Raw genomic sequence first — 12438 nt, forward strand, 5'->3', positions numbered from 1 at the left:
CCTTGAGTTGCGTGGTTTCTAGTGAGAGACCGGGCACTTACCGGTGTAATCCACCTGCCAGTGCTTGATGCCGTTCAGCCAACCTGATTTCAGCCGCTCGGGCTCACCGATCGGTTTGAGATCGGGCATGTGATCTGCAATCGCATTGAAGATCAGGTTGATGGTCATCTTGGCGAGATTAGCGCCGATGCAGTAGTGCGCACCCGTGCCGCCGAAGCCGACGTGCGGATTGGGATTACGCAGCACGTTGAACTTGTGCGGCTCCTCGAACACGTCTTCGTCGAAGTTGGCCGAGCGGTAGGACATCACCACTCGTTGCCCCTTCTTGATCTGCACACCACCCAATTCGGTGTCCTCGAGCGCGGTGCGCTGGAACGCCGAAACCGGGGTGGCCCACCGGACGATCTCGTCGGCCGCTGTCTCCGGGCGCTCCTTCTTGTAGAGCTCCCACTGATCCGGGTTTTGCGAGAAGCCGATCATGCCGTGGGTGATGGAGTTGCGGGTCGTCTCGTTGCCTGCCACGGCCAGCATGACCACGAAGAAACCGAACTCGTCGTCGGAAAGCTTCTCGCCCTCGATGTCGGCCTCGATCAGTTGCGTGACGATGTCCTCGGTCGGATTCTTCGCGCGCTCCGCGGCCATCTGCATCGCGTACTGAATGAGCTCGATCGACGACATCGCCGGGTCGATGTGCGCGTACTCCGGGTCCTCGCCGGCAGTCATCTCATTCGACCAGCGGAACAGCTTGTCGCGGTCGTCCTGCGGCACGCCGAGCAGCCCGGCGATGGCCTGCAGCGGCAGCTCGCACGACACCTGCTCGACGAAGTCGCCGGATTCTTGCGAGGCGGCCGTCTCGGCGATCTTCTGAGCGCGGATCCGCAGCTCATCCTCCAGCCGCCCCACAGCGCGGGGCGTGAAGCCACGGGAAATGATCTTGCGCAGCCGGGTGTGCTGCGGTGCATCCATGTTGAGCAGCACGCTGCGCTGCAAGTCGATGGCGTCGCGCGTCATCTCCTGGGGCCAGACGGGGATGGCGCCATCGGGCGAGCTACCGAAGATCTCGTTGCGTTTCGAGACCTCCTTGACGTCGGCGTGCTTGGTAACCAGCCAGTACCCTTTGTCTCCGAACCCACCAGTGCCACCGGGAACATCGACCCAGTGGACCGGCTCGGACTTGCGCAGCTCGGCGAGTTCGGCGACGGGCAGACCCGCTCGATTGAGCTCGGCGTCGAGGAAATCGAAGTCGGCTGAGATGGGGCAGGGCATATAAAGCTCTCCTCAATTGCAACGTGTTCTAGTGCCAGTAAAACATGGCTTCTGCGCAGATAAAAGGCAGGTCACCATCCTCGCTTGTCAGAGTAATGAAACGTGTTCTAGCCTGACGGAATGGGTAACCCTGTCATCGTTGAAGCCACCCGCAGCCCCATCGGCAAGCGGAACGGATGGCTGTCAGGCCTGCACGCCACCGAGTTGCTGGGCGCCACGCAGAGGGCACTGGTCGAGAAGGCCGGCATCGATGCCGGCGACGTGGAGCAGGTCATCGGCGGCTGCGTCACGCAGTTCGGTGAGCAGTCCAACAACATCACCCGGGTCAGCTGGCTGGTCGCCGGGCTGCCGGAGCACGTGGGTGCGATGACGGTGGACTGCCAGTGCGGCAGCGGCCAGCAGGCCAACGGCTTGGTCGCCGGGCTGATCGCTGCGGGCGCCATCGACATCGGCATCGCCTGCGGCATCGAGGCGATGAGCCGCGTCGGCCTCGGCGCCAACGCGGGTCCGGACCGTGGCATCCTGCGGCCGGCTTCGTGGGACATCGACCTGCCCGACCAGTTCACCGCCGCCGAGCGGATCGCCAAGCGCCGCGGCATCACCCGCGAGGACATCGACCAGTTCGGTTTCGACTCGCAGCGCAAGGCCAAGGAGGCTTGGGCCGAGGGCCGGTTCGACCGCGAGATCAGCGGCATCGAGGCCCCGGTGCTCGACGAGAACAAGCAGCCGACCTCGGAGCGCCACGTCGTCACGCGCGATCAGGGCCTGCGGGACACCACGCTGGAGGGCTTGGCATCGTTGAAGCCGGTCATCGAGGACGGCATCCATACGGCGGGGACGTCGTCGCAGATCTCCGACGGCGCCGCTGCGGTGCTGTGGATGGACGAGGACAAGGCCAAGGCGCTCGGCCTGCGGCCGCGGGCCCGGATCATCAGCCAGGCGCTGGTCGGAGCGGAGCCCTACTACCACCTCGACGGTCCGGTGCAGTCGACGGCGAAGGTGCTGGAGAAGGCCGGGATGAAGATGGGTGACATCGACATCACGGAGATCAACGAGGCGTTCGCGTCCGTCGTGCTGTCGTGGGCGCGCGTCCACAACCCCGACATGGACAAGGTGAACGTCAACGGCGGCGCGATCGCGCTCGGTCACCCCGTCGGCAGCACCGGCAGCAGGCTGATCACCACCGCGCTGCACGAGCTGGAGCGCACCGACAAGACCACGGCGCTGATCACGATGTGCGCCGGCGGCGCGCTGTCCACCGGAACGATCATCGAGCGAATCTGATGCCGGCTTCCGACGACGAACGGATCGCCGCGGCGCAGGCGTACATCGACGCGCTGGTCAGCCACGACGCCGACAAGGTTCCGTTCGCGCCCGGATGCACCCGCATCGAGTTCGGCGTCAAGACCGGATTCTCGGGAGATCACTTGCGCCGCAGCCTGAACGGCGGACCGCAGTATCGAATCATTCGAGACACGTCGGTGCCCGAGTTCACGATCGAGGGCGACGTCGTGCGCGCCAAATTCGATCTGGTGACCAAGCCGTCAATCGCCGGCCGACGGGTCGGCGCACACATCGACGAAACCTTCCTCATACCTGCCTCCGACGGCGCAATCCATCACATCACGGCGGTCGTTCGGCCCTTCCTGACGTCCTAGGATCGAGCCATGCCAAAGCCGCCGCCACGTAACCTGAACTCACCGTTCGCCGACTCGTTCATCAAGTGGATGTCACGCGGTAACACGTGGATCTACAAGGTGACCGGCGGCAGGCTCGGCGGCACCGTTCAGAAGGCACCCGTCGCACTGCTGACAACGATCGGCCGAAAGACGGGTCAGCCCCGGGTAGCGCCGCTGCTGTATATCCGCGACGGGGACAAGGTCATCGTGCCGGCGTCAAGGGGCGGCAGCGACAAACACCCGATGTGGTACCTCAATCTGAAGGCCAACCCGAAGGTGCAGGTTCAGATCAAGAAGGATACGTTTCACCTGACCGCCCGCGACGCCAACGAGCAAGAGCGCGAACGCTATTGGCAGGAACTGGCCCAGGTATATCCGACGATTGAGGATTACAAGTCCTGGACCGACCGGGTAATTCCGCTCGTGGTTTGCGAACCGTGACAACAGGTTACGACCTCCACTTCTACTTCGATCCGGTCTGCCCGTTTGCCTGGATGACCAGCAAGTGGGTGCGCACCGTTGCCGCCCAGCGCGACTACACGGTGGATTGGCGCTTCATCTCATTGCGGATACTCAACGCACACATCGACTATGCGACGCACTTCCCTCCTGAGTACGAGGAGGGACACACCGCCGGATTGCGGCTGTTGCGGGTCGCCGCACGCGTGCGTGCAGAGCAGGGACGCGACGCGGTCGGGCCCCTCTACGAGGCGATGGGCACCAGGATCTTCGACACGTCACGCGAGGTCGATCCGTTGTCGGCATCGGGTCAAGGTTCGCGCCAAATGCTGGAGCCGTTGCTGCAGCAGGTCGGCCTATCCGCCGAATTCGTTGACGCGCTTGAGGATACCTCGCTGGACGAGCAGATCCGCGCGGAGACGGACGAGGCGCTCGCACTGACGGGACGCGATGTCGGCACCCCGATCCTGCACTTCCAACCTCCCGACGGCACGGCGTTCTTCGGACCGGTGATCAGCAGGCTGCCGTCGGCCGATGACGCCGGTGAACTGTGGGACCATGTCATCGCGCTGGCGAGCTTCCCCGGGTTCGCCGAGATGAAGCGCAGTCTGCGTGAGCGGCCCCAGCTGGCGAGCTTCGGCGTCGATACCGATTCGGTTGGGAAACAAGAGGATTGGCACGGCGGCAGCCGTCGGCTCAAGAAGTAGGTCGACATGGCAGAGCTGCTGCTGAAATACTTCGTGCGCGCTCACATCTGGGTCTACCAGCGGACCAATGGGTCCTAGTATCGGTCCGCGTCGAAACCGCAGTTGTCGGGCGAGAGTGCGAGAAGCCAACGCGAGAACTGCAATCTCGAGGCCTAGGCGCCGTAGACCGGAACCGGCGGACGAGCCTTGGCCAGCAGATCCTTGACCACCGGGCCGAGTTCGGCGGGGTCCCACCGGGCGCCCTTGTCGATCTGTGGTCCGTGCGCCCAACCCTCGGCGACCCGGACAATGCCACCCTCGACCTCGAACATCCTGCCAGTGACGTCCCTCGACTCGACGCTGCCCAGCCAAACCACAAGCGGTGAAATGTTTTCCGGCCCCATCGCATCGAAGTCGTTGTCCTGCGTCGACATCATCTCGGCGAACACCGTCTCGGTCATGCGGGTGCGCGCCGACGGCGCGATCGCATTGACGGTGACGCCGTAGCGCCCCATCTCGGCGGCTGCCACCAGCGTCATCGCCGCGATGCCAGCCTTCGCCGCGCTGTAATTCGCTTGTCCCACACTGCCTTGCAGGCCCGCGCCGGAGCTGGTGTTGATGATGCGTGCATCGACGGCGTTGCCCGCCTTCGACTGTGCACGCCAATAGGCCGCGGCATGGCGCATGGTCGCGAAGTGGCCCTTGAGATGTACGGCGATGACCGCGTCGAATTCTTCCTCGCTGGTGTTCGCGAACATTCTGTCGCGAACGATCCCGGCGTTGTTGACCAGAACGTCCAGGCCACCGAAGCTGTCGACCGCCGTCTGGATCAGGCCTTCGGCTTGCGCCCAGTCGGCGACGTTCGCCCCACTGGTGACGGCTTCGCCTCCGGCGGCGGTGATCTCGTCGACGACACCCTGTGCAGCGCTGCCGCCGCCAGCGGGTGAACCGTCCAAGCCAACGCCGATGTCGTTGACCACAACGCGTGCGCCCTCCGCGGCGAACGCCAGCGCGTGCGCGCGCCCGATGCCGCCACCGGCACCTGTCACGATGACCACCCGGCCGTCGAGCAAACCCATATCCGATGTCTCCTTAACTGATTGCGTTCGTTGTGGCCAGGTAGGGCGGCGGCTCACCGCCGCCGTGTACCTCGAGGCTCGCACCACTGATGTAAGACGCGGCGTCCGACGCGAGAAACGCTGCGGCCCAACCGACATCGGCAGGCTTGGCGAGCCTGCCGAGCGGCACATTCTTCGAGATGGCCGCGATGGACTCTTCGTCGCCGTAGAACAATTCGGATTGTTCGGTCTCGACCATGCCGACGACCACGGAGTTGACCCTGACCTTCGGTGCCCACTCGACAGCCAGTGTGCTGGTGAGGCTTTCGACACCGGCCTTGGCGGCACCGTACGGCGCCGTCCCTGGCGTCGGCCGACGTCCGCTGACGCTGGCGACGTTCACGATCGACCCGCCACGCTCCTGCGTCTGCATCACAGCGTTCGCGTGCTGTGACACCGAGAGCGGACCCAGCAGGTTGAGCTCGATGATCTTTCGGCTGAACTTCGCACTGGCGTCCGCCGTGAGCACGTACGGCGAGCCGCCCGCGTTGTTGATGACGACGTCGAGTCGCCCGTGGCGCTCGGCGATGGCGCCGATCATTGCGGCGACGGCATCGTCGTCGCGCACGTCGCAGGAGTGGAACTCATACGGCAGCCCCTCGACCGCGCGGCGTGCGCAGGTCACCACCGTGGCGCCCTGATCGGCGAAAACGGCGCTGATGCCGGCGCCGACGCCGCGGACCCCTCCGGTCACCAGGACCACCCTGTCCTTGAGCCCGAGGTTGATGTCAGCGGCGTCGGTCACTGTGCTAGCGTACCAAGCAAGTGCTTGCTTAGGTACCGACCCCCAGGAAGTGCAATGCCAATCACCTCCACGACCACTGAGCCGGGCATCGTCTCGGTCACCGTCGACTACCCGCCGGTCAACGCGATCCCGTCGCAGGGCTGGTTCGAACTCGGCGACGTCATCACCAAGGCGGGGGCGGACCCCACGACCCACGTCGTGATCCTCCGCGCCGAGGGACGGGGCTTCAACGCCGGCGTCGACATCAAGGAAATGCAGAACACCGAGGGCTTCACCGCGCTCATCGACGCCAACCGCGGATGCTATGCGGCGTTCCGCGCGGTCTATGAATGCGCGGTTCCGGTGGTCGCCGCCGTCAACGGCTTCTGCGTCGGCGGCGGCATCGGCCTTGTCGGCAACGCCGACGTGATCGTCGCCTCCGACGACGCGAAGTTCGGCCTGCCCGAGGTGGAACGGGGCGCTTTGGGCGCGGCCACCCACCTGTCGCGCCTGGTACCCCAGCACATGATGCGCAGGCTGTTCTTCACCGCAGCCACCGTCGACGCAGCGACGCTGCATCACTTCGGATCGGTGCACGAAGTGGTGCCTCGCGCGGAGTTGGACGAGGCCGCCCTGCGGGTCGCACGCGACATCGCGGCCAAGGACACCCGGGTGATCCGCGCCGCCAAGGAAGCGCTGAACCTGATCGATGTGCAGAAGGTCAACTCCAGTTACCGCATGGAACAAGGCTTTACGTTCGAATTGAATCTGGCTGGCGTGGCGGACGAACACCGCGACGCCTTCGCAGGGACGGCGAAGGGCAAGAAGGCGTGAGCGACAAGCGGACCACATTGGACGAGGCCGTCGCCTCGGTCGAAAGCGGTATGACGATCGGCATCGGCGGCTGGGGTTCACGTCGCAAGCCGATGGCGTTCGTACGCGCGCTGCTGCGTACTTCAGTGAAGGACTTGACCGTTGTCACGTACGGCGGACCCGACCTCGGGCTGCTGTGCTCGGCCGGCAAGGTGAAGCGCGTCTACTACGGTTTTGTATCGCTGGATTCACCGCCGTTCTACGACCCGTGGTTCTCCAAGGCCCGTACCAGCGGTGCGATCGAGTCGCGCGAGATGGACGAGGGCATGTTGCGGTGCGGGCTGCAGGCCGCCGCGCAGCGGTTGCCGTTCCTGCCCATCCGCGCCGGCCTCGGCAGCGATGTGCGCGCCTTCTGGGGTGACGAACTGAAGACGGTCAAGTCGCCATACCCCACCGATGGCGGTTTCGAGGAGCTCGTCGCGATGCCTGCGCTGCGGCTCGATGCCGCGTTCGTGCACATGAATCTCGGTGACGCGCAAGGCAACGCCGCCTACACCGGCATCGACCCGTACTTCGACGACCTGTACCTGATGGCCGCCGACCGGCGGTACCTGTCGGTGGAAAAGGTGGTGCCCACCGAGGAATTGGTCAAAGGCGTACCGCCGCAGGCGCTGTTGATCAACCGGATGATGGTGGATTGCGTAGTCGAGGCGCCCAACGGAGCCCACTTCACCACCGCCGAACCGGATTATCGGCGTGACGAGAAGTTCCAGCGCCACTACGCCGAGGCGGCTGGGTCCGACGAGACGTGGCAAGAATTCGTGGCGACATATCTGTCTGGCAGCGAGGCCGATTACCAGGCGGCCGTACGGAAGTTTGGAGAGACGAAGTGATGTCGACGACCCGAGCCGAGGTCTGTGCCGTCGCATGCGCCGAACTGTTCCGCGATGCCGGCGAGATCATGGTCAGCCCGATGGCGAACATGGTGTCGATCGGCGCCCGGTTGGCCCGGCTGACGTTCTCCCCCGACATCCTGCTCACCGACGGTGAGGCCCGACTGCTCGCCGACACGCCCGCGATTGGTGTGGTCGGAGCGATCGAAGGCTGGATGCCGTTCGGCCGCGTATTCGAGACGCTGGCCTGGGGTCGTCGCCATGTTGTCATGGGCGCCAACCAGATTGACCGTTACGGCAACCAGAATCTGTCAGCGTTCGGCCCGCTGCAGCACCCGACCCGGCAGATGTTCGGGGTGCGTGGCGCCCCGGGCAACACGATCAACCACGCGACCAGCTATTGGGTCGGCAACCATTCCAAGCGGGTGTTCGGCGACTCCGTCGACGTGGTCTCCGGCATCGGCTGGGACAAGGTGGACCCGGACAATCCGGCGTACCGCTTCGTCAACGTCTACCGGGTGGTGACCAACCTCGGCGTGTTCGACTTCAACGGGCCGGATCACCAGATGCGAGCGGTGTCGCTGCATCCGGGTGTGGAAGCCGATCAGGTCGCCGAGAACACCTCGTTCGAGGTACACGACCTGGACAAGGCCGAGGCGACAAGACTCCCCACCGCTGATGAGCTGAAGCTGATCCGCGATGTGATCGATCCGAAGTCGGTGCGGGACAAGGAAGTACGATGAGCAAGCTGCGCACGCCACTGACCGAGCTGATCGGCATCGAGCATCCGGTGGTGCAGACCGGGATGGGCTGGGTGGCGGGTGCGCGGTTGGTGTCGGCGACGTCCAATGCAGGCGGCCTCGGCATCCTCGCCTCGGCGACGATGACCCTCGAGGAACTGCAGACGGCGGTCACCAAGGTCAAGGCCACGACGGACAAGCCGTTCGGTATCAACATCCGCGCCGACGCGGGCGATGCGGGTGATCGCATAGATCTGCTGATCCGCGAGGGCGTGAAGGTCGCGTCTTTCGCGCTGGCGCCCAAGCCTGACCTGATCGCGAAGCTCAAAGAGGCTGGCGTGGTGGTGATTCCGTCTGTCGGCCTGGCCAAGCATGCGAAGAAGGTCGCAGGCTGGGGTGCCGACGCGGTCATCGTCCAGGGCGGCGAGGGCGGTGGGCACACCGGTCCGATCGCGACCACGCTGCTACTTCCGTCGGTGCTCGACGCCGTCGACATTCCCGTCGTCGCGGCGGGCGGGTTCTTCGACGGCCGCGGTTTGGCGGCGGCGCTGTCCTACGGCGCCGCGGGCGTTGCGATGGGCACGCGCTTCCTGTTGACCTCCGACTCCACCGTGCCCGACGCCGTCAAGCAGCGGTATCTCGAGGCAGGCCTGGACGGCACCGTGGTGTCGACGCGCGTCGACGGCATGCCGCACCGTGTGCTTCGCACCGGACTGGTCGAGAAGCTCGAGAGTGGCTCGCGGGTAAGGGGTTTCACGGCTGCGGTGCGCAACGCGCAGAAGTTCAAGAAGATGTCGGGCATGACGTGGCGGTCGATGATCAGCGATGGTCTGGAGATGCGCCACGGCAAGGAACTGAGCTGGGCGCAGGTGGTCATGGCGGCCAACACCCCGATGCTACTGAAGGCCGGCCTTGTCGAAGGCAATACGACCGCGGGTGTGCTGGCATCGGGTCAGGTCGCAGGCATTCTCGACGACCTGCCGTCGTGTGCCGAACTGGTCGACACGATCGTCAGTGACGCCGTCAAACACCTACAGGCCGCGGCCGCCTTCGTCGAGTAGCCCGTATCGGGTCTGGGTTTTTCTTACACTCGGCCCATGAAGACGAACGCGGCTGTGTTGTGGGGGCTCAACGAGAAGTGGAGCGTCGAAGAGGTCGAGCTTGATGGGCCGAAAGAGGGCGAAGTCCTGATCTCATTCGAGGCGACCGGCCTGTGCCATTCAGATCACCACGTGGTCACCGGCGACTTCGCCGGCGTCCCTCTGCCGATCATCGGTGGACACGAGGGCGCAGGAATTGTGCAGGAGGTCGGCCCTGGCGTGCGCGACCTCAAGGTGGGCGATCACGTGGTGACGTCATTCCTGCCGGCATGCGGACGCTGTCGCTGGTGCGCCAGCGGGCACCAGAACCTGTGCGACCTCGGCGCACTGATCATGGTCGGGGTGCAGGCCGACGGCACATTCCGGCGCAAGGTGCGGGGACAGGACGTCGGAGTTTTATCGGGCGTCGGGAGCTTCTCGCAGTACGGCACGCTCTCGGAGGCGTCCGTCGTGAAGATCGACGACGACCTGCCGTTGGCCAGGGCCTGCTTGTTGGGGTGCGGCGTGATGACCGGCTGGGGGTCTGCCGTGAACAGTGCTGGGGTCAGTCCCGGCGACACCGTCGTGGTGATTGGTTGCGGCGGAATCGGCAGCGGCGCCATCCAGGGCGCTCGACTCGCGGGTGCCGAGCACATCGTGGTGGTCGACATCGTTGATACCAAGCGGGACAAGGCCTTTCAGTTCGGCGCAACACACTTCGTCACCTCTGTCGTCGAGGCGACCGAACTGGTGACCGACCTGACGCGCGGCGTGATGGCGGACTCAGCGCTGCTCACCATGGGCGTGTTGGAGGGCGCGATGCTCAACGACGCGTTCAACATCATCCGCAAGGGCGGTGCCGTCGTGATGACGGCGATCGCCTCAATGGCCGACGTCACGCCGACGTTGCCGATGACGTTCGTGACGCTGTTCCAGAAGCGACTGCTCGGCAGCCTCTACGGCGAGGCCAACCCGCGCGCCGATATCCCGCGGCTGCTCAACCTCTACCGGGACGGCAAGCTACTGCTGGACGAGACGGTGACGGCCGAGTACAAACTCGCCGACATCAACGACGGATATGACGACATGCTCGCCGGCCGCAACATCCGTGGCGTGGTCCTCCACGACCACTGAGCGGGTGCTCGACTCCGCGCGAGCGACCGCATTTGTACACAAAAGTGCGGCGTGTCGTGCACAGACACGGTCGCTCGGCGTAGTGACTACAGCCGCTCGATGATGGTGACGTTGGCGGTGCCGCCGCCCTCGCACATCGTCTGCAAGCCGTAGCGACCGCCGGTGCGCTCCAACGTATTCAGCATGGTGGCGAACAGCTTGGCGCCGGTGGCACCCAGCGGGTGGCCGAGCGCGATGGCGCCGCCGCTGGGGTTGACCTTCGCGTGGTCGACCTTGAGCTCCTTCATCCACGCCATGACGACGGGGGCGAACGCCTCGTTGATCTCGACGGTGTCGATGTCGTCCATCGACAGGCCCGTCTTCTCCAATGCGTAGCGCGTCGCGGGAATCGGCCCCGTCAGCATGAACACGGGGTCCGCGCCGCGGGCACTGATGTGGTGGATGCGGGCGCGTGGCTTCAACCCGTGGTCCTTGACGGCCTGCTCGGATGCGAGCAACACCGCGCTGGCGCCGTCGGAAATCTGGCTGGCCATCGCGGCGGTCAGGCGGCCGCCGTCGACCAACGTCTTCAGCCCCGCCATCTTCTCCAGTGAGGTGTCGCGCGGGCCTTCGTCAGTGACAAAACCGTCGACCGGGATGATCTCGTTCTCGAAGTAGCCGGACCGGATCGCCTCCTGCGCGCGCTGGTGGCTGGCCAGCGAGAACTCCTCCATCTCCTCGCGAGAGATCTCCCACTTCTCGGCGATCAGCTCCGCACCACGAAACTGCGAGATCTCCTGATCCCCGTAGCGGTGCAGCCAGCTCTTGGATTCGTTTGTGGGAGAAGTGAATCCGAACTGCTCGCCGACGATCATCGCGGAGCTGATCGGGATCTGGCTCATGTTCTGCATACCGCCGGCGACGATCAAGTCGGCAGTGCCCGACATGATGGCCTGCGCACCGAAGGACACTGCCTGCTGGCTGGAACCACATTGCCGGTCCACGGTGACGCCAGGCACCTCCTCCGGGTACCCGGCCGCCAGCCACGACAGCCGCGCGATGTTGCCCGCCTGCGCGCCGATCGCGTCGACGCAGCCGGCGATCACGTCGTCGACCGCGGCGGGATCGACGTCCACCCGGTCGAAGAGTCCGCGCCACCCGGCCGCGCCGAGGTCGACGGGATGCACACCGGCGAGCGAGCCATTGCGCTTGCCGACCGCGGTGCGCACAGCTTCGATGACGTACGCCTCAGCCATTTGGAGCTCCTTCTTTGGTAATGCCGCCAAGCACGATGCTCAGATACTGCTGGCCGACTTGTTCGGCCGTCAGTGATCCGCCGGGTTGATACCAGCGGACCGAAACCCACGTCGTGTCGCGGATGAATCGATAGACCAGGTCGACGTCGATGTCGGGCCGGAAGCGGCCCTCGGCGACGCCCTGCTTGAGCACATCCACCCACATCCTGCGCTGCTCGCGATTGCGGGTCTCGACAAACTCGAACTGCGGAAGCGAGGACAGTCGTTTGGCCTCGTCCTGATAGATGACGACCTGCGCATGCCGGTGTTCGATCGCCTCGAACGAGGTCATGAAGAGGCCCTTCACGCGCTCCAGCGGATCGGTTTCGCGTGCGACGATCTCGGCGTACCGGTCGAACAGCCAGTCCAGAAAGTCCCGCAGGACCTCCTCAACCATCTGCTCCTTGGACTTGAAGTGGTGATACAGGCTGCCGGAAAGGATGCCCGCCGAGTCGGCGATGTCGCGCACGGTGGTCGCGCGCAACCCCCGCTCGGCGAACATCGTCGCCGCGAGGTCTAAGAGCTCGTCGCGGCGGCTCGGAAGCGCCTTATCCACTCCGACAGGATAGCAAC

The 12438-nt window shown here is 65.0% G+C and carries 14 protein-coding genes; 9 read left to right on the forward strand and 5 right to left on the reverse strand.

Going from position 1 to position 12438, the window contains the following annotated elements; genetic code table 11:
• Positions 1-18: 18 nt before the first annotated feature.
• Positions 19-1266, reverse strand: a complete 1248-nt coding sequence (locus J3E61_RS06000) for a cytochrome P450 (protein WP_192724352.1) — start codon at positions 1264-1266, stop codon at positions 19-21.
• A gap of 120 nt (positions 1267-1386) precedes the next feature.
• On the opposite strand from J3E61_RS06000, the gene J3E61_RS06005 reads away from it, so the two are divergent.
• Genes J3E61_RS06005 through J3E61_RS06020 form a run of 4 tightly spaced genes read left to right on the forward strand, consistent with a single transcriptional unit; the run spans position 1387 to position 4111 of the window.
• Positions 1387-2550: a steroid 3-ketoacyl-CoA thiolase gene (locus J3E61_RS06005; RefSeq protein ID WP_192724353.1), complete on the forward strand. Its 1164-nt coding sequence runs from the start codon at positions 1387-1389 to the stop codon at positions 2548-2550.
• Entirely contained in the window at positions 2550-2924 is a 375-nt protein-coding gene (locus J3E61_RS06010) for a hypothetical protein (protein WP_192724354.1), read from the forward strand. The genes J3E61_RS06005 and J3E61_RS06010 overlap by 1 nt, the downstream gene beginning before the upstream one ends.
• A 9-nt stretch (positions 2925-2933) precedes the next feature.
• Positions 2934-3386 (forward strand): nitroreductase family deazaflavin-dependent oxidoreductase, encoded by a 453-nt coding sequence (locus J3E61_RS06015; protein WP_210082940.1) that lies wholly within the window; start codon positions 2934-2936, stop codon positions 3384-3386.
• Positions 3383-4111, forward strand: a complete 729-nt coding sequence (locus J3E61_RS06020; RefSeq protein ID WP_210082941.1) for a hypothetical protein — start codon at positions 3383-3385, stop codon at positions 4109-4111. Before J3E61_RS06015 ends, J3E61_RS06020 begins: the two co-directional genes overlap by 4 nt.
• Before the next feature lie 152 nt (positions 4112-4263).
• Here J3E61_RS06020 and J3E61_RS06025 read toward each other — a convergent pair whose 3' ends face one another.
• Both J3E61_RS06025 and J3E61_RS06030 read right to left on the reverse strand, forming a co-directional pair.
• On the reverse strand, positions 4264-5169 hold the full coding sequence (locus J3E61_RS06025; RefSeq protein WP_210082942.1) for an SDR family oxidoreductase: 906 nt from the start codon (positions 5167-5169) through the stop codon (positions 4264-4266).
• Between the two features lie 13 nt (positions 5170-5182).
• Positions 5183-5953 (reverse strand): SDR family oxidoreductase, encoded by a 771-nt coding sequence (locus tag J3E61_RS06030; protein WP_210082943.1) that lies wholly within the window; start codon positions 5951-5953, stop codon positions 5183-5185.
• Between the two features lie 54 nt (positions 5954-6007).
• Here J3E61_RS06030 and J3E61_RS06035 point away from each other — a divergent pair, with 54 nt between their 5' ends.
• The 5 genes from J3E61_RS06035 to J3E61_RS06055 are packed head-to-tail and all read left to right on the forward strand — an operon-like array spanning position 6008 to position 10591.
• Positions 6008-6766 carry an enoyl-CoA hydratase family protein gene (locus tag J3E61_RS06035; RefSeq protein ID WP_192724359.1) on the forward strand — a complete coding sequence of 253 codons (759 nt, stop codon included), beginning with the start codon at positions 6008-6010 and terminating at the stop codon, positions 6764-6766.
• Positions 6763-7638: a CoA transferase subunit A gene (locus tag J3E61_RS06040; RefSeq protein WP_210082944.1), complete on the forward strand. Its 876-nt coding sequence runs from the start codon at positions 6763-6765 to the stop codon at positions 7636-7638. Before J3E61_RS06035 ends, J3E61_RS06040 begins: the two co-directional genes overlap by 4 nt.
• Complete coding sequence (locus J3E61_RS06045) at positions 7638-8381, forward strand: CoA-transferase (protein WP_192724361.1); 744 nt, start codon at positions 7638-7640, stop codon at positions 8379-8381. The genes J3E61_RS06040 and J3E61_RS06045 overlap by 1 nt, the downstream gene beginning before the upstream one ends.
• Entirely contained in the window at positions 8378-9439 is a 1062-nt protein-coding gene (locus tag J3E61_RS06050) for a nitronate monooxygenase (protein ID WP_210082945.1), read from the forward strand. Before J3E61_RS06045 ends, J3E61_RS06050 begins: the two co-directional genes overlap by 4 nt.
• 36 nt (positions 9440-9475) lie before the next feature.
• A complete protein-coding gene (locus J3E61_RS06055; protein WP_192724363.1) occupies positions 9476-10591 on the forward strand; it encodes an NDMA-dependent alcohol dehydrogenase in 1116 nt (371 codons plus the stop codon).
• An 86-nt stretch (positions 10592-10677) separates the two neighbouring features.
• On the opposite strand, the gene J3E61_RS06060 is transcribed toward J3E61_RS06055, so the two are convergent.
• Together J3E61_RS06060 and kstR2 are read right to left on the reverse strand one after the other, a co-directional pair.
• A complete protein-coding gene (locus tag J3E61_RS06060) occupies positions 10678-11826 on the reverse strand; it encodes an acetyl-CoA C-acetyltransferase (protein ID WP_210082946.1) in 1149 nt (382 codons plus the stop codon).
• Positions 11819-12421 carry a TetR family transcriptional regulator KstR2 gene (gene kstR2 / locus J3E61_RS06065; RefSeq protein ID WP_210082947.1) on the reverse strand — a complete coding sequence of 201 codons (603 nt, stop codon included), beginning with the start codon at positions 12419-12421 and terminating at the stop codon, positions 11819-11821. The genes J3E61_RS06060 and kstR2 overlap by 8 nt, the downstream gene beginning before the upstream one ends.
• Positions 12422-12438 lie beyond the last annotated feature (17 nt).

Origin of the sequence: Mycobacterium sp. OAE908 (assembly GCF_017872775.1) — a bacterium.
Classification (GTDB): Bacteria; Actinomycetota; Actinomycetes; order Mycobacteriales; family Mycobacteriaceae; genus Mycobacterium.